The sequence below is a fragment of the Polynucleobacter sp. 39-46-10 genome (genome assembly GCF_002282275.1).
Genome location: NZ_NCJB01000028.1, coordinates 1 through 17,461 on the forward strand (window position 1 = coordinate 1; position 17,461 = coordinate 17,461).

Genomic DNA, 17,461 nt, shown 5'->3' on the forward strand with positions numbered 1-17,461 from the left:
TACTGAGAGTAGCGCCACCCCAGCAACAATTACCTTTGCTGACTTTGGCTTAGATCCAAAGATTCAAAAAGCGGTATCTGAGCAGGGTTACAACACCCCAACTCCGATTCAAGCGCAAGCCATTCCGCACGTATTGGCAGGCAGTGATTTGATGGGCGCGGCCCAAACGGGTACCGGTAAGACAGCCGCTTTTGTGTTGCCAATTATTCAAAAGATTCTGCGTCATGCGAGCAGCAGTGCCTCGCCTGCTCGTCATCCAATCCGTGCTTTGGTATTAACACCAACGCGTGAGTTGGCTGTTCAGGTTGCCGAGAACGCAGCGAGCTATTCTAAGCACACTGATTTACGTGCTGCCGTGGTTTACGGTGGCGTGGATATGAAAGAGCAAGTTGCCACATTGCGTGGTGGTGTCGAGATTTTGATTGCTACCCCAGGACGCTTGCTGGATCACATTGGCTCAAAGGTAGCCAATCTCTCTCAAGTAGAAATTCTGGTGTTAGATGAAGCGGACCGTATGCTCGATATGGGCTTCTTGCCTGACTTACAGCGCATCATTGATTTGATTCCAGCGCAGCGCCAAACACTCTTGTTCTCAGCCACGTTCTCGCCTGAGATTAAAAAGTTAGCGCAGAGTTATTTGCGTACTCCAGTTACTGTGGAGGTGGCACGTCAAAACGCTGCGGCAGATACGGTGAAGCAAGTAGTGCATATGGTGTCTAGTGCCGACAAGCAACGCGCGATTGTGAAAGTGCTTGAAGCGCGTACTCGTCAAGGCTTATCTCGTCAGTGCATCATTTTTACTAATAGCCGTTTAGGTTGTGCTCGATTAGCGCGTTCATTAGAGCGTGATGGCATTAAAGCGGGCGCGATTCATGGAGACAAGAGTCAGGGTGAGCGCACTCTTACTTTAGATGCATTTAAGTCTGGAGCGATTGAAGCCTTAGTTGCAACTGACGTAGCTGCTCGCGGTTTAGATATTCCGTCAATGCCTTGTGTGATTAATCACGAGTTGCCGTTTAATGCCGAAGACTTCATTCACCGCATCGGTCGTACGGGTCGTGCAGGTAGTAAGGGCGATGCGATTGCATTGGTCGATGCCAGTGAAAAACGTTTGCTCGACGATATTGAAAAGTTGATGAAGCGGAAGTTAGATATTCAGCCATTGCCTGAGGGCGCTCCTAGCTTTAGTCCAGCGCCTAGTAGAAGCTCCTCGAGATCAGATGCTCCAGCAAAAATGTCAGACCCATTTTTCTATAAACCTTATGAGCCTAGCGCTGTGACACAGTCGAACACTAGTACCTCAAATAGTGATGAGAAAAAAGTCGGTATCACGCCTGCAAGACCAGCTGTCGGCGCTTTGCTCGGCGGCTTTAAGAAGAAATAATTTTTCTATCCCAAGCCTGAGTGGCTGCTAAGAGCCACTCAGCGATCGAAATCTCTTTTCCACTCGGAAGATCTCTCAGTCCTAAATGCTCTGCAGCTTTACGTAATTCTTGTAAAGCTTGCTGCGCATTATCAGTATGAATAGCGCTCGCTAAAGTTTGCTTGCTGAGCTTTTCGCCATGCTCATCCAGTACTAAGGGTAAATGCAAGTAGTTCGGGGTTGTATACCCTAAAACGTGTTGAAGATGAATTTGTCGTGCCGTGTTGCTCAGTAAATCTACGCCACGCACAATGTGAGTAATTCCTTGTTCTGCATCATCTACTACTACCGCGAGTTGATAGGTGAATACGCCATCTCGACGACGCAGTACAAAATCTCCCACTTCTCGATTGAGATCCTGACTTTGATTGCCCAGTGCCAGATCTTCAAAATGAAGGCTGAGGCCTGGGGGAAGGGTAAGTCTCCAAGCTACCCCATCCAAGAGGACGCTTTCATCCTTGTATGCGGGGATTTCTTGGGGACGGCAGGTGCCCGGGTAAACCATTTCTTGATTGCGGGCGGTAATCACGCCTTGAGCTTCTAGAGCGCTTGCGATGCTTTGTCGGGAACAGGTGCAGGGATAGACGGTTTGGAGCCCATTTAAGCGCTCTAGAGCTTGTTTATAGCGATCTTGGTGCTTGGATTGCCATGTGGGCTCCTCATCCCAGCTAAGCCCGCAGGCAAGCAATTGACGCATGATTTCTTGGTCAGCTCCCGGAATGCAGCGGGGGGTGTCTAAATCCTCAATTCGGAGTAGCCATTTCCCTTGATTTTTTCGGGCATCTAACCAGCTTCCCAGGGCCGCAACGAGCGATCCCGCATGCAGCGGGCCAGTAGGCGAGGGGGCAAATCGCCCGCGATAGCCGTCGGCTGGGGGTGAGGGGTTTTTCAAGTTCGGCACAGCTAAAATGATCTCATGGCTTCACCCCGTTTTGTTCATCTGCGCGTCCATTCCGAGTTTTCAATTACGGATGGCGTCGTTCGCATTGATGATGCGGTAGCCGCGGCTGAAAAAGATGGCATGGGAGCCTTAGCGCTCACCGATTTAAGCAATTTATTTGGTTTAGTCCGGTTTTATAGTGCTGCACGTTCTGGCGGAATTAAGCCAATTGCGGGCGCGGATGTTTGGGTGAGTAATCCTCAGGACCCGGATCAGCCCTACCGTTTATTGCTCTTAGTTCAAAACCACTCTGGTTATCTCAACCTGTGTCAGTTGCTGAGTAAGGCTTCCCTAGAAAACCAGACGCGTGGTCGTGCCGAAGTAGATCCCAAATGGTTTAGTGAGCCCGCTTCTAAAGCTGAAGATAAAGCAGCAAAAAGAACTTTGGCTTATGGATTGATTGCACTTTCTGGTGGACGTTGGGGTGATGTTGGTACTGCGCTTTTAGCTGGTCAAGAAGACCAAGCTAAAGACGCTGCCAAGCATTGGGCAAAATTATTTCCGAATGCTTTTTACATTGAAGTACAACGTGGCGGTCATCCCCAGGATGAAAAGCAGCTTCAGCTTGCCTGTCATCTTGCTAGTGAATTGGGTCTACCCATCGTTGCTACGCACCCAGTGCAATTTATGCAACGCAGTGATTTCACGGCCCATGAGGCGCGTGTTTGTATTGCTGAGGGTGAGCTCTTAGGTAATCCCCGTCGCACCAAAAAATTTAATGAAGAGCAGTATTTCTTATCTCAAGAGGAGATGGAAAAGCGCTTTGCAGATTTACCTGTTGCACTCGCTAATTCAGTAGAGATTGCGAAACGTTGCAATCTCTCGTTGACCTTAGGTCAGCCACGCTTGCCGGATTTCCCAACGCCACCTGGCATTACGCTCGACGATTATTTATTGCAGCAATCGGAAATTGGTTTGAAGCGCCATATGGAGCGCAACTTTCCGGATCCAGAAGAGCGCGCCAAGGAAGAAGCGCGTTATCACGAGCGCCTTGTCTTTGAGGTAAAGACGATTGCTCAAATGGGTTTCCCAGGCTACTTCCTGATTGTTGCTGACTTCATTAACTGGGCAAAAAACAATGGCGTACCAGTGGGCCCTGGTCGTGGATCTGGTGCTGGCTCTTTGGTTGCTTACTCACTCGGCATTACTGATCTAGATCCATTGCGCTACAACTTGCTCTTTGAGCGCTTCTTAAATCCTGAGCGGGTATCGATGCCCGACTTCGATATCGACTTCTGTCAGCATGGGCGCGATCGTGTCATTCAGTACGTAAAGGATAAATACGGAAAAGATGCGGTCAGTCAAATCGCTACCTTTGGAACCATGGCTGCCAGAGCGGCGATTCGTGACGTTGGTCGTGTGCTGGAGCAAGGCTATAACTTCGTTGATGGTATTGCTAAGTTGATTCCGAATAAGCCAGGTCAGTACATGACTATTGAAATGGCGAAGAAGGAAGAGAAGCAGTTAGGTGAGCGCGAAAAGAATGAAGATGAAGTGCGCCAACTTTTATCTTTGGCACAGCAGTTAGAGGGCATGACCCGCAACGTCGGTATGCATGCAGGTGGTGTGTTGATTGCCCCTGGCCGTTTAACCGATTTTTGCCCGCTCTACACGCAAGAAGCAAAAGACTCTAAAGATCAAGAGAGTGGCTCCGTCATTAGTCAGTTTGATAAAGATGACGTTGAGGCAATCGGCTTAGTAAAGTTCGACTTCTTGGGTCTAACAACGCTGACGATTTTGGCGGCTGCTGAAAAATGGATTAAGACATTACATGCCGATCGTAAGGACTGGAATATCGGTGAGATTCCACTCGATGATGAAAAAGCCTTTGAAGTTTTAAAGAATGCCAATACGGTTGCGGTCTTCCAGCTAGAAAGTCGTGGCATGCAAGGCATGCTTCGTGAAGCCAAGCCTGACCGCTTCGAAGACATTATTGCGCTCGTCGCACTTTACCGTCCGGGCCCAATGGACTTGATCCCGGACTTCATTGAGCGTAAGCATGGCCGTCAAAAAGTAGAGTATCCAGATCCACGGATTGAACCCGTTCTGCAAGAGACCTATGGCATCATGGTCTATCAAGAGCAGGTGATGCAGATGGCGCAGATGATCGGCGGCTACTCACTCGGTGGCGCCGATATGTTACGTCGTGCGATGGGTAAGAAGAAGCCTGAAGAGATGGCGCAGCATCGCAAGATTTTTAGTGATGGTGCAAAAGCTGGTGGTATTACTGAGGGTAAGGCCAACGAGATATATGATTTGATGGAGCGCTTTGCTGGCTATGGATTTAATAAATCCCATGCTGCTGCCTATGCGCTCTTGGCCTATCAAACTGCTTGGTTAAAAGCCTACTACCCCGCTGAATTTATGGCGGCCAACTTATCACTCGCAATGGATGACACCGATAAGGTGAAGATTCTGTACGACGATTGTTTGGCAAATAATATTCGCGTGTTCTCACCAGACATTAATACTGGTGTTTATGTGTTCACACCTTTGCGTGCACCAGATGCTACTCCCGATTCTCCAATTAGCCATATTCGTTATGGTTTAGGAGCGGTTCGGGGTACTGGTGAGGCAGCTATTGAAGTGATTGTGAAAGCGCGTGAGTCGGGCGGCCCATTTAAGGATTTATTTGATTTCTGTGCACGCGTTGATCGTAGGCAGGTGAACCGTCGAGCCATTGAGGCTTTGATGCGTGCTGGCTCCTTTGATAGCTTATATAAGGATTCCATTCCTGCTGGCGGCAATCCTTACGATATTCGATCAACTCTATTGGCTTCTCTTGCGCGCGCAATTGAAGCCGCTGAACAAGCAGAGGCTTCCGTCAATCAAGTGAGCTTGTTTGAGGTAGCGGGAGAAGAGGATCGCCACTTACCTGAGTTGGTGCGCGAACCAGTCTGGTCTGAAAAGAAGCGCCTTCAGGACGAGAAAAGCTCTCTAGGTCTTTGTCTCACTGGTCATATGTTTGATGCCTACCGCGACGAGACGGCGCACTTCATTCGCCAACCTTTGGTTAAAGTGACAGAAGGTAAGGATCAGTTGATTGCAGGGATTATTACTTCCGCTCGAATGCTGACTGGTCAACGCGGTCGCATGATGATAGCGACGATTGATGATGGAACTGCTGCCATTGAGGTGACACTCTATAGTGAAGTCTTTGAGCCGAATCGTTCTTGGCTCAAAGAAGATGAGTTGCTAGTAGCTAAAGTTAACGTTACTCCCGATAAGTTTTCTGGTGGGGTACGTATCGTCTCAGAAGCCGTAATGGATATCACCGGTGCTCGCATGCGATTTGCACGTAACGTTCATCTAGCTATCGATTCAGCAATTGATCTCAAATCCTTACGCAGCCAAATTGGCCCCTACTTAATGAGTAATCGAGTGCGAGATCCTAAGTTGGGGCCTGCAGCAGCCTCTATGCCAAGTGCTAGCGAAGGCTTGAAGGGCTTAATGCTCACAGCTGCAGTCACTACTAGCGGCGGAGCTTGCCTGATGCAGTTCCCAGAAGAATTACGTATCTATCCAGATGATGCGTGCTTGCATAGCTTAAATCAAATATTGGCAGCTAAGCAATCCAACACTGTTCAGGTTCAGTACCACTAATCTAACGCGATTAAATCAGCATTACCAAAACTACCTAGTTGCTTATCTATTTGTGGCGGCTTGAAGCGCTTTGATTACTTGAATTGGATCTAGTTGGTCCAAACACTCACTCTTGCTATTTGCGCGATCTTCGCAGCCTGCTTTACGGCAGGGGACGCACTCACCAGGTCCTTGCAAAATCGTGACATTACCAACCGTCTGAGAGCGGGATCTCAATTGATAGGGCTGTTCACCAATAAAACCATTAGGCCAAGGCCCAAAGTTGGTGGGTGGTGTCGGGCCAAACAAGGCAATAGTTGGTGTATTGCATGCGGCTGCTAAGTGTGTGATGGAAGTATCTACGCCGACATACGCAATTGCTCCACGAATCAGCGTTCCCGCTTGCGGGATAGTGAGTAGGCCTGCGGCATCAACAATATGTTTACGGGTTTCTTCATCAAGTAATGAAAGAATATCTTGATTGAGTTGCAGATCTTGCTGGGCCGGGGATGCGCTCAGCACAACTTGCCAACCTTGTTTCGTAATCCATGTCAGCAATGTTTGCCAATAGGCAAGTGGCCAACGCTTATAAGCGGTTAAGGGTCCGGGGTGCACCACTACATAAGGCGAGTGAAGTTGTCCAGCAATACTTGGGGTAATCGGATCACCAGCAGGAGCCGTTACCGAGATTGGTTTCTTAAATACTTCCAGCGGATTTTTGTAGAAGATCTCGAGTAGGCGAAGCTTTTCAGTAATGACATGTTGCGCAAAATAATCTACATCAACAGTATGCAAGCTGATGGCCTTTTTCCAGGCATTTTGTTTATCACTCTTACTTTTCTTAGCTTTGTCTTGCTCAGTGAGACCTTGAGGATGGCCACCTAGAACGCCCACGCGGTGATAAGCTGCTGCTAGACCATAGAAATAGGCGCGATCACTAGGTTGAGTGACCACAGCGAGGTCATAACGTTGAAAGAGTTTGAAGAATAAGGAGAGATATTCTTTGAGTCTAGGGCGGTCTGAGGTTTCAACTGTTTTAGCTATATCAGGATTGCCTTTGAGCATCTCGAGCTTGCCGCGGTAGCCCAAAAAGTGAAACTCAGCATAAGGCCATAGCTCGCGCGCTTGTGAAATTAGCGGTGTAGTGACCAGGACGTCACCAATTTGGCGAGTCGCAATAAATAAAACTTTTTTCGGCTTTAGTGCTGAGAATGCAGTCATGGGGCTAATGTAACTCAATCCTACTTAGCTTTAGCCAGAATTTTTTCACGGACGCGACGCGCATTTTCTGCTGCATTCGATTGATCATTGATGCGGTGGTAGAGATGTAGTACTTCAGTTGCCCAGGATCCAGATTTACGAATCAAGCCCCGGTTTTGTAGTCTGAAAACAAAATCCGCATCTTCATGTCCCCAGCCAGTCATGGTTTCATCAAAGCCACCAATAGCTTGGGCATCCGATCTCCAGCAGGCCATATTGCAGCCTTTGATACGGCGCCAAACAAATTTCTTATAGTTGCGCCAGGCGCCATCACCAAGTTTGATTTTGAGAGGCCAATACTTATTGATGCCGCCGGATAATCGATAACTTAATAAGTTGCCAGTGAATTTCTTAAAGTCCCAATGGGACCATGAGAGTAATTTTTTGCTAAGCTCATTATTAAGCAAGACACGGCTGCCGGTTACCAAGCGTTGCGCCTGAGATAGGATTCGATGCTGGGCGATAAAGTCTGGCTGTACAAGACAGTCGCCATCTAAAAATACGAGATAGTCACCGCGCGCTGCCTCAATTGCTTGGTTGAGAATGCGGGTCTTACGAAAGCCTTGATCCTCTTGCCAAAGATGTGTGATGGTTACCGGGAAATGGTTCTGAGTTTCCCTGATGAGGTCTTTGGTATCCGAGGTGGAGCCATCATCAGCAATGATGATTTCAAAATCTAAATCTGTTTGAGTGCTGAGTGACTCAAGGCATAACTTGAGGGCCTGTGGCCAGTTATAGGTCGCCAGAAGAACGGAGATCATTTGCCGAGAGAATTATTGGAGCTTGCTTCTTGGTGCAATTGCCATAACTTCATGTAGCGATAGTAAGTCCCTTGCCCGTTAGAAATTGCCAAAGCAAAGCCCTGGGGACCGTCCAAGAAACCAAGGCGTATGAAGTAGGTTCGAGTAAAGGCCCAGATGCCATGAAGTACTGCTTTTAATGGGCTACTCTTTTTCCCTTTAGAAAATGCCTGCTCTGCTGATGCAGTTGAGTAGCGATCTAATTTTTGCAGCACTTGTGAGTAGTTCATGAAGCTGTAGTGCAACATGGGGTTCTCCAGCTTTGCTACTTGCCCATTCGGAATCAGTCGTTCATGAACCAGATCATCTGAGAAGCAGGCAGTGCCACGCCTAAATAATCGATCCACATAATCGGGGCTCCAGCCGGAATGGCGAATAAAGCGTCCGCAATACCAAGATAGGCGTGGAATGGCAAAACAGCCAACATGCGCTGAATGATGGATGGCCGTCAAAATTTCACTTCTGAGGGCAGGAGTTAATCGCTCATCCGCATCCAAGGAGAGTACCCAGTCACCAGTGGCTAAGTCTAAGGCACGGTTCTTTTGAGGTCCAAATCCAGGCCAATCAGCAGGTTGGCTAATAAGGGCGCCATGGTTTTTGGCGATTTCTAGGGTGCTATCGGTGCTATTGGTGTCGACCACCACGATTTGCTGGGCAATCCCCCCTAGGGAGTCCAAACAATCGGCCAAATTGGCTTCTTCATTGCGAGTGATGAGTATGACGGATAAGGTGGGCATAATTCATTATATGAATGCTCAAGACCGTACCGCCCTAAATCGCTTAATTCAGTATCTCAAGCCCCATATTTGGATGATTATTGGGTCTTTGTTGGCCATGGCTCTGGTTGCTGGGGCTGAAACCTCTATTCCCGCTCTAATGAAGCCGTTACTAGATCGTGGCTTTACTGGACAGCTCAATAGCAAGCTTTGGCAGGTGCCGGTTTTCTTGGTGGGTTTGGCCCTTGTTCGTAGCTTGGCCCAGTTTTTATCAAACTATTTACTGACTCGCGTTATTAATTCTGTCTTGCTTAAGTTGCGTCAGCAGATGTTTCAAACGCTGCTAAATGCATCAACTACTTTTTTTCAGAAGAACTCCGCATCCAATTTAATCAACGCAGTTGTTTTTGAGGTAAATAATGTACTTTCCATTATGGGCGGGATGTTGATTAGCTTGGTACGAGATTCGCTCACCGTGGTTGGCTTAATTGGCTATCTGATTTATTTGAATTGGCAGTTGACGCTAGTCGTGTTGGTGATCTTCCCCATCATCGCCTTCATCATGAGCAAGATTAATAAGCGTCTGCGATCCTTGAATCGCGAGCAGCAGATACTTACTAGTGAGCTCGCTTATATTGTTGAAGAATCTGCAGCCGGGTACAAGATCGTGAAGGTACATGGTGCTGAAGAGTATGAGATGCGCCGTTTTATGGAAAAAGCCGAACGTCTTCGTCAATTTGCCTTAAAGTCGGCAGTAGCTGGAGGCTTAAATCAGCCGATTACTCAGCTGATTGCTTCCATGGCGCTATCGATTGTCTTGGTAATTGCATTGATGCAGTCAGCCTCCGAAGGAACTACAGTGGGCGGCTTTGCTGCTTTTATTACCGCCATGATGTTGGTGATTTCGCCAATTAAACATTTGGCTGATATTAATCAGCCCTTGCAGCGCGGCTTAACTGCAGCGGAAATGATTTTCTCTCTCATGGATCAACCCTTTGAAGAGGACGAGTCCCGCAAGGAAAATATGAAGTCCTTGGACAAGGCTAAAGGTGGAATTCGATTTGAAGACGTCGGCTTCTCCTATCAGCAAGAAGCTGGGCGCAAAGATGCTCTCACTGGTGTGAATTTAAATATCAAGCCTGGAGAAGTGGTGGCCTTTGTCGGCCCATCTGGGGGTGGTAAATCTACTCTGGTGAATTTATTGCCGCGCTTCTTTAAGCCAACTAATGGCCAAATTTTCTTGGACGATATTCCGCTCGAGGACATTGTTCTTGCAGATTTGCGCAAGCAAATTGCTTTTGTAAGTCAGGATGTCATTTTATTTAATGACAGCATTGCGGCAAACGTAGCCTATGGTGCTGTGGGCCAAGAGGGTATTGATCGTGGACGCGTGATGGAGGCGCTTGAGGCGGCGAACTTATCAGCACTCATGAAAGAAATGCCCGAAGGAATTGATACTCAAATTGGTGATAACGGCAATCGTTTATCAGGCGGGCAACGTCAGCGTTTAGCTATCGCGAGAGCTATCTATAAAGACGCACCTATTCTGATTTTGGATGAAGCAACTTCGGCGCTCGATTCTGAATCCGAGCGTCAAGTGCAAGATGCTTTAGAGCGATTAATGGCCGGTAGAACCACTTTGGTTATCGCACATCGCTTATCAACTATTGAGCATGCTGATCGGATTGTGGTGCTAGAACATGGTCATGTGATTGAGAACGGCTCACACGAAGAATTGATTGCTAAAGACGGCTTGTACGCCAATCTGCATCGCATCCAGTTTTCAAACGCGTAATCAATGATTAGCTGAGAACAATATCGTACTGCTCTTGGCGAAAGCTACCCTCAGCCTGAAGTTTGATCGGCTTGCTAATAAAGTCACCCAACTGTGCCAAGAATTGATTTTCTTCTTCTAGGAAGAGATCGATTACATCGGGCGCAGCAACAATCCTAAATTCACGGGGATTAAATTGGCGATGCTCTCGCACAATCTCGCGCAATATCTCGTAACAAATGGTTTGCGCTGTCTTGACCTCGCCTTTGCCCTGGCAGGTAGCGCAAGGTTCACAAGTAATGTGGGCAAGGGATTCGCGCGTACGTTTGCGCGTCATTTCTACCAAGCCTAGCGAGGAAAATTCGCTCACTGAAGTGCGGGCATGATCGCGTTCTAAATTGCGATTGAGTTCATGCAGCACTGACTCTTGATGATCTTTGCTTAGCATGTCAATAAAGTCAATGATGATGATGCCGCCGAGATTGCGTAAGCGTAATTGACGGGCTATCGCCTGAGCAGCTTCAAGATTAGTTTTAAAGACGGTGTCGTCGAGATTGCGTGCGCCAACATAACTTCCAGTATTGACATCAATCGTAGTCATCGACTCTGTTTGGTCAATCATCAAGTAGCCGCCTGACTTGAGATCAACTCTTCTGCCAAGCGCTTTGTTGATTTCAGCATCTACATCAAACAAGTCAAACAGGGCGCGCTCGCCACGATGAAGTGTGAGCTTGTCAAGGAGATTGGGCATGTAGAGCGTAGCGAAGCCCTTCAACTTTTCAAAGTTCTCCGCTGAATCAACTCGAATTTGGGTGGTTTCTTCGCCTGCAACGTCACGCAATACACGTTCAGCTAAGCTGAGATCCTGATAAAGCAGGTTGGGAGCAGCTTTATGGTTCACGGCTGCGCGGATTCTCTCCCAGGTCGTACGCAGGTAATGCATGTCGTGCTCTAGCTCAGTATCGCTGGCATCTTGTGCGCTGGTGCGCACGATAATTCCACCTTTTTCATCTGCAGGCATCAGCCCCGCAAGGCGTGCCTTGATGGCTTCTCGTTCCTCGGGTTGATCAATTCTTTGGGATACGCCAATATATTTTTCGGTGGCCGCATCCGTTCCGGCTGGTGGCAGGTAAACCAAATTGCGGCCAGCAATACTCAATTGAGTTGTGAGGCGCGCACCTTTAGTTCCCAGTGGATCCTTGAGGACTTGTACTAAAACATTTTGACCCTCAAAGAGCAACTTTTCAATTTGTGCTTGCGGGTTGTTTTGCGTGATATCAGCGACGTGCATAAATGCAGTGCGCTCTAGGCCGATCTCAATGAAAGCGGATTGCATGCCAGGTAGAACGCGTACGACTTTGGCTAAATAGATATTGCCAACGATGCCGCGTTGACGCGTGCGCTCAATCTGAAGCTCTTGAACCGCGCCCTGCTGAATTAATGCCACCCGTGTTTCTTGGGGGGTAATATTGATCAGAATTTCTTCATTCATATGCGGGCAACTTTAGCAAAATCTAATAATTGGTTAACTTCGAAAATAGGTAATCCCATGATACCGCTATAGCTACCTTTAATTGAGGGGATAAATGCCCCTCCAAGACCTTGAATGCCATACGCACCAGCTTTGCCAAAAGGTTCACCACTCTGAATGTAATTATCAATTTGTGATGCGGTGAGTTGGGCAAATTCCACCTCAGATACTTGAACCAAGCAAAGAGGGTTATTTATAGGGTCGATCATCATTACAACCGCGGTAAGCACTTCATGCACTTGACCGCTCAGCATTTCAAGAATACGTGCAGCGTCGGCAGCATCAGAGGGTTTGCCGAGGATTTCACCGGCCGGGCTACCAGGGAGGCTCACGGTGGTATCTGCGCACAAAATCGGGGCCCAAGGTTTACCGCTGTTTTGCCATCTTGCTAATGCAATGGCGCTTTTGGCAAAGGTGACACGCTCAACATATTCACGCGCTGTTTCATTGGAGAGGGGCTCTTCAAGGGTTTCCGTATCTTCCCCTGGTGCCGCAATCAGCATCTCAAATTCGACGCCAATCTGTTTGAGTAACTCTTGGCGCCGTGGACTTTGTGAGGCAAGGTAAATATAAGAAAACATGAATGACTTACTCGCGGTGATAAGGGTGGCCTTGCAAAATAGTCCAAGCTCGATAGAGTTGCTCAACCAGTAAGACTCTTGCCATGGCATGGGGTAGCGTTAGACTTGAGAGCCGCCACATCGCCTGAGCACCTTCTTTGAGGCTAGGATCGAGCCCATCGGCACCACCAATCAAGAAGGTGATGTCAAAACCATCCTGTCGCCAGTTTGCTAACTGGGTAGCTAGATTTTGAGTGGTTTGATCTTTACCGCGCTCATCAAGTGCAATGACGCGAGAGCCTTTCGGAATAGCGGCAGCAATTTTGATAGCTTCTTTGGCTGGACTGAGGTCGGGTTTGATCTCTTTGATTTCAATACTGCAATCTGCGGGCATGCGCTTAATGTAATCATGGGTTGCAGTTGCAACCCATTCTGGCATTTTGTGACCAACAGAAACAATCGTTAAACGCATTGCTAAGACATTACTCTTCGTCGTTGGGTTCGCTTGCCTTGACAAGCCCCTTGTCTGCTGCTAATTTGACGCGAACAGGCTTAGCGCCCCACATTCCTTCTAATTGGTAGTAAGCACGCAGTGCAGGTTGCAGAATGTGAACCACGATATCGCCGCAATCAACAAGCACCCATTCACCAGTCTCCAGGCCTTCGACGGAAATGACTTCACCACCTTTGGCGTTGACTGCCTCTTTAACCGACATGGCTAAAGATCTTGTCTGACGGTTAGAGGTGCCTGTAGCAATAATGACGCGATCAAATAGCTCGCTGAGTTTAGTTGTGTCATAAACGCGAATATCTTGCGCCTTGACATCTTCAAGGGCGTCGATCACGACGCGTTGTAATTTAGTTAAGTCCATAGTTTCTTTAGTATTTTTCTGAGATTTTTGAATATAGGGGTGATCTTAGCCTGATTATTTGTACAGACCTAGATTTGTAATGATTTCTAAAGCGTGAGACGGAATGTGCTCGGAAGCAATATCGCTACGAGAGGGGCTTTTAAGCTGATTTCGAAGCTCGGTGGATGAAAGGTCTACTGAAAGACTGTTATCTACGTAGATGCGGCCAAATGGGCTTTTTTCAAGAGTATCTACATCAATACATTGATACTCTTCTAATAAGGTTTCGATTTCGGCACTCATTTTCCCGGAAAGTTCATGGTGGGGCCTAGTGGCAACTGCAAAATTCACAAAGCCCAGCAATTGATCCCAAGAGTTCCAGGTGGGGAGGTTGAGAAGGGAATCGGCTCCCATTAGCCAAGTCAAGCTGACATCAGGCCCAAAACGTTCTCTCAGGGCTTTTGCAGTATCGATCGCATAGCTTGGGCCTGCCCGATCAATTTCGATGCGATCGATCCCAATTTGAGTTGGTATTTGCAAATACAGAAATGCTCTCGCTAGATCAATCCCAGCAGCTTCAGTCAGTTGCAGGCGGATTTGCGCAGGGGTTATGCCAGAGTCCTTTTGCCAAGGCTCACCACTAGGGATGAGAAGTAGGGCGTCGAGATGCAAGACTTTTGCAAAATGGGTGGCCAATTTGAGGTGGCCAAGATGTGGCGGGTCAAATGTACCGCCTAGGATGCCAATCTTCTTTGGAGTATCCAAATTTGCTGAGCTCAAGTTAGGCTAGCCAGTCACGCGGCTTGAGGTAGTGGTTGTACAGCTTTGCTTCAGGAGTGCCCGGCTTTGGTTGCCAGTTGTACCACCACTGAACTACCGGAGGCATAGACATCAGAATAGATTCTGTACGCCCACCGGAGTGTAGGCCAAAAATAGTGCCACGGTCGAATATTAAGTTGTACTCCACATAGCGACCGCGACGGTATTCTTGAAACGCTTTTTCTTCAGCGGTAAAGCTGTCTTTGTAGCGACGCTCCACAATCGGTAGGTAAGCATCAATAAAGGCATCGCCAACAGCGCGTGTCATCGCAAAGCTTTGTTCAAAACCAAGATCATTAAAGTCATCAAAGAAGACGCCACCAATGCCACGGGGCTCTTCACGATGCTTGAGATAAAAATATTCATCACACCATTTTTTAAAGCGCGGATAGAGCTCATCACCAAATGGATCCAAAGCATCTTTGGCTGTTTGATGAAAGTGTTTGCAATCTTCGTCAACGCCGTAATAGGGTGTGAGATCAAAGCCGCCCCCAAACCACCAGATTGGCTCTTTATCCGGAGCTTGTGCAATAAAGCAGCGCACATTCATATGGGTGGTGGGTACCTTAGGATTATTTGGATGAAAGACCAGCGAAACACCCATCGCTTCGAAGCTACGCCCCGCAAGCTCTGGACGATGATGGGATGCGGATGGAGGCATTTGATCGCCACGAACGTGTGAGAATCCCACGCCACCTTTTTCTAAAATATTTCCACCATCCAAAATGCAGGTGCGTCCATAACCTTTTAACTTGCTGTCTTCCGGTTTTTCCCAAGCATCCGCTATAAAAGCTTTGCCATCGAGTGCACTCATTGCAGTTGTTATGCGATCTTGCAGTCCTAAAAAGTAATTTTTTAATTCTGCAATATTGATTTGAGTATGTTCAGCTGATGACAAGGTTTAAAGATCTTTATGTTGGGATGGATGAATGGGTTGAATTACTTCACTGCGCGATAGCCAATATCTTTGCGATATTGCATGCCATCAAATTGGATCTTGGCAATAACGTCGTATGCTTTTTGTTGTGCACCACGAACAGTGTCGGATAGGCCCACTACGCACATGACGCGACCACCTGAGGTGAGTAGCTTGCCATCTTGTAACTTGGTACCAGCATGAAAGGTTATTTGATCTTCAGTATCAACGGGAATGCCGGTGATTACATCGCCATTGCGCGGAGTATCCGGATAGTTATGAGCTGCAAGTACTACGCCTAATGCAGTGCGACGATCCCAATCCAGCTCCACTTCATTTAAGGTGCCATCAACCGCGTGATCCAATGTATTGACTAAATCACTGCGCAGGCGCGCCATGATCGGTTGCGTTTCTGGATCACCCATGCGGCAGTTAAATTCCAAAGTCTTAATCTTGCCGTCAGGGGAAATCATGAGGCCGGCATAAAGGAAGCCTGTATATGGAATGCCATCAGCTTCCATGCCCTTGACTGTAGGCATGATGACTTCACGTAAGGCGCGTGCATGAATTTCCGGAGTGACAACTGGAGCAGGGGAGTACGCACCCATGCCACCAGTGTTGGGGCCTTGATCGGCATCGAGTAAGCGTTTGTGATCTTGGCTAGTAGCTAAAGCTAAAACATGCTTGCCGTCCACGAGCACGATGAAGCTGGCTTCTTCACCAGTCAGGAATTCTTCAATGACTACGCGGGCGCCCGCATTGCCCAGCTTGTTGTCGGCAAGCATCATGTCGACTGCTGCATGAGCTTCTGCCAAATCCATTGCCACAACCACGCCTTTGCCGGCAGCTAAACCGTCGGCTTTGATCACAATGGGCGCGCCTTTAGCGTCAATGTAAGCATGCGCCTCTAATGCATTTGAAAAGGTCTGGTACTCCGCTGTTGGAATGCCATGGCGTTTCATGAACGCTTTAGAGAAATCCTTTGAGGACTCCAATTGCGCAGCAAGTTGGGTTGGTCCAAAAATACGCAATCCCTGATTGCGAAACACATCCACGATACCGGCAGCCAATGGAGCCTCGGGGCCAACTACGGTCAGGTGAATTTTTTCACGTTTGGCAAAATCTGCTAACTCTTGAAGATCGGAGATGGGGAGATTTTGAATCCCTGCAGCATCTTGTTTTGCAGTAGCAGTGCCGCCATTACCTGGTGCTACAAATACGGTTTGCACTTGGGGTGATTGAGCTAGCTTCCATGCTAATGCATGTTCGCGAGCACCGGATCCAATTAAAAGAATTTTCATAAAGAGCTAAATATATAAAAGTATTTAAGGGGTTGATCGACTACAAAGAGGCATTCGTAAATACTTCTTGAACATCATCTAAATTCTCAAGCGCATCTAATAGTTTTTGCATGCTTTCGGCTTGTTCACCCTCGAACTCAGTTTCCGTTTCAGGGCGCATCGTTACGGTAGCCATCTCAGCTTTTAAGCCTGCTTGAGTGAGTGCATCTTGCACTTTAGGAAAATCAGGCACTGGTGTGAGTACCTCTAGTGAGCCATCGTCATGGGTAATGACATCTTCTGCGCCAGCATCGAGCGCAATTTCCATGAGCTGATCTTCATTGGTGCCTGGGGCGAAAATCATTTGGCCACAGTGTTTAAACATGAAAGCAACTGAACCCTCGGCCCCCATATTGCCGCCATTTTTTGCAAATGCATGGCGCACTTCAGCAACAGTGCGAGTGCGATTATCAGTCAGGCAATCAACAATAATGGCTGCTCCATTGAGGCCATAACCTTCGTAACGAATTTCTTCATAGTTCACGCCTTCGAGCGAGCCAGTACCGCGCTGAATTGCTCGTTGTACGTTGTCATTGGGCATATTGGCATCTTTGGCCTTATCAATTGCCAGGCGCAAACGGGGGTTCGTGGCAATATCACCGCCGCCTAATTTAGCTGCAACTGTGATTTCTTTGATGAGTTTGGTCCAAATCTTGCCGCGCTTTTCGTCTTGACGACCTTTGCGATGCTGAATATTGGCCCATTTCGAATGGCCGGCCATACGGGTAAGTCCTTTTGAGTAATGTGGCTTGAAGTCGTCATTTTAAGGGCTTCTGCGACCAAGAATGGGGGCGAGACAACTTTTTTGTTACACTCTCACCTCTTAGTTAGTTTCAATGCAGTTTTTCCACTGCAAACACCTGCCCCGGTGATGGAATTGGTAGACGTGCCGGACTCAAAATCCGGTGCCGCAAGGCGTGGCGGTTCAAGTCCGCCCCGGGGCACCATC

Annotated in this window: 14 protein-coding genes, 1 tRNA gene and 1 pseudogene; 4 read left to right on the top strand and 12 right to left on the bottom strand. The window is 47.9% G+C overall.

Annotated elements, in window-relative coordinates; all coding sequences use genetic code 11:
• Nucleotides 1-28: 28 nt before the first annotated feature.
• Nucleotides 29-1,384 (top strand): DEAD/DEAH box helicase, encoded by a 1,356-nt coding sequence (locus tag B7X71_RS04325; RefSeq protein WP_293600249.1) that lies wholly within the window; start codon nucleotides 29-31, stop codon nucleotides 1,382-1,384.
• Here B7X71_RS04325 and gluQRS read toward each other — a convergent pair.
• Nucleotides 1,371-2,324, bottom strand: a complete 954-nt coding sequence (gene gluQRS / locus B7X71_RS04330; RefSeq protein ID WP_363926682.1) for a tRNA glutamyl-Q(34) synthetase GluQRS — start codon at nucleotides 2,322-2,324, stop codon at nucleotides 1,371-1,373. The genes B7X71_RS04325 and gluQRS overlap by 14 nt on opposite strands.
• A 15-nt stretch (nucleotides 2,325-2,339) precedes the next feature.
• On the opposite strand from gluQRS, the gene dnaE reads away from it, so the two are divergent.
• The gene (gene dnaE, locus B7X71_RS04335) at nucleotides 2,340-5,966 is read left to right on the top strand and encodes a DNA polymerase III subunit alpha (protein WP_293597930.1); all 3,627 of its coding nucleotides are present in this window, start codon (nucleotides 2,340-2,342) and stop codon (nucleotides 5,964-5,966) included.
• A 42-nt stretch (nucleotides 5,967-6,008) separates the two neighbouring features.
• Here the strand turns inward: dnaE and B7X71_RS04340 are convergent, their stop codons facing one another.
• From B7X71_RS04340 to B7X71_RS04350, 3 genes are read right to left on the bottom strand one after another with little or no spacing between them, the layout of a single operon-like run.
• Nucleotides 6,009-7,166 (bottom strand): glycosyltransferase family 9 protein, encoded by a 1,158-nt coding sequence (locus tag B7X71_RS04340; RefSeq protein WP_293597931.1) that lies wholly within the window; start codon nucleotides 7,164-7,166, stop codon nucleotides 6,009-6,011.
• A 20-nt stretch (nucleotides 7,167-7,186) separates the two neighbouring features.
• Nucleotides 7,187-7,966, bottom strand: coding sequence for a glycosyltransferase family 2 protein (locus B7X71_RS04345; RefSeq protein WP_293600248.1), 780 nt, complete (start codon nucleotides 7,964-7,966; stop codon nucleotides 7,187-7,189).
• Nucleotides 7,963-8,742, bottom strand: coding sequence for a glycosyltransferase family 2 protein (locus B7X71_RS04350; protein WP_293598224.1), 780 nt, complete (start codon nucleotides 8,740-8,742; stop codon nucleotides 7,963-7,965). The genes B7X71_RS04345 and B7X71_RS04350 overlap by 4 nt, the downstream gene beginning before the upstream one ends.
• A gap of 10 nt (nucleotides 8,743-8,752) precedes the next feature.
• Here B7X71_RS04350 and msbA point away from each other — a divergent pair, with 10 nt between their 5' ends.
• Nucleotides 8,753-10,516 (top strand): lipid A export permease/ATP-binding protein MsbA, encoded by a 1,764-nt coding sequence (gene msbA / locus B7X71_RS04355; protein ID WP_293598225.1) that lies wholly within the window; start codon nucleotides 8,753-8,755, stop codon nucleotides 10,514-10,516.
• A gap of 7 nt (nucleotides 10,517-10,523) precedes the next feature.
• On the opposite strand, the gene rng is transcribed toward msbA, so the two are convergent.
• From rng to B7X71_RS04395, 8 genes and pseudogenes are all read right to left on the bottom strand, one after another.
• Nucleotides 10,524-11,987 (bottom strand): ribonuclease G, encoded by a 1,464-nt coding sequence (gene rng / locus B7X71_RS04360; protein WP_293598226.1) that lies wholly within the window; start codon nucleotides 11,985-11,987, stop codon nucleotides 10,524-10,526.
• Nucleotides 11,984-12,607, bottom strand: a complete 624-nt coding sequence (locus tag B7X71_RS04365) for a Maf family protein (protein ID WP_293598227.1) — start codon at nucleotides 12,605-12,607, stop codon at nucleotides 11,984-11,986. Before B7X71_RS04365 ends, rng begins: the two co-directional genes overlap by 4 nt.
• Before the next feature lie 7 nt (nucleotides 12,608-12,614).
• Nucleotides 12,615-13,058 carry a 23S rRNA (pseudouridine(1915)-N(3))-methyltransferase RlmH gene (rlmH, locus tag B7X71_RS04370; RefSeq protein WP_293598228.1) on the bottom strand — a complete coding sequence of 148 codons (444 nt, stop codon included), beginning with the start codon at nucleotides 13,056-13,058 and terminating at the stop codon, nucleotides 12,615-12,617.
• A gap of 13 nt (nucleotides 13,059-13,071) precedes the next feature.
• Nucleotides 13,072-13,458, bottom strand: a pseudogene (gene rsfS, locus B7X71_RS04375) (ribosome silencing factor); the annotation flags it as partial.
• Nucleotides 13,459-13,512: 54 nt separating this feature from the next.
• Nucleotides 13,513-14,217 carry a nicotinate-nucleotide adenylyltransferase gene (locus tag B7X71_RS04380; protein ID WP_293598229.1) on the bottom strand — a complete coding sequence of 235 codons (705 nt, stop codon included), beginning with the start codon at nucleotides 14,215-14,217 and terminating at the stop codon, nucleotides 13,513-13,515.
• Nucleotide 14,218: 1 nt separating this feature from the next.
• The gene (gene hemF / locus B7X71_RS04385; RefSeq protein WP_293600250.1) at nucleotides 14,219-15,130 is read right to left on the bottom strand and encodes an oxygen-dependent coproporphyrinogen oxidase; all 912 of its coding nucleotides are present in this window, start codon (nucleotides 15,128-15,130) and stop codon (nucleotides 14,219-14,221) included.
• 65 nt (nucleotides 15,131-15,195) lie between these two features.
• Complete coding sequence (purD, locus tag B7X71_RS04390) at nucleotides 15,196-16,473, bottom strand: phosphoribosylamine--glycine ligase (protein WP_293599426.1); 1,278 nt, start codon at nucleotides 16,471-16,473, stop codon at nucleotides 15,196-15,198.
• Between the two features lie 40 nt (nucleotides 16,474-16,513).
• A complete protein-coding gene (locus B7X71_RS04395) occupies nucleotides 16,514-17,233 on the bottom strand; it encodes a YebC/PmpR family DNA-binding transcriptional regulator (protein WP_293599427.1) in 720 nt (239 codons plus the stop codon).
• 141 nt (nucleotides 17,234-17,374) lie between these two features.
• Between B7X71_RS04395 and B7X71_RS04400 the strand changes: the two genes are divergently transcribed.
• A tRNA-Leu gene (locus tag B7X71_RS04400) sits at nucleotides 17,375-17,459 on the top strand.
• Nucleotides 17,460-17,461 lie beyond the last annotated feature (2 nt).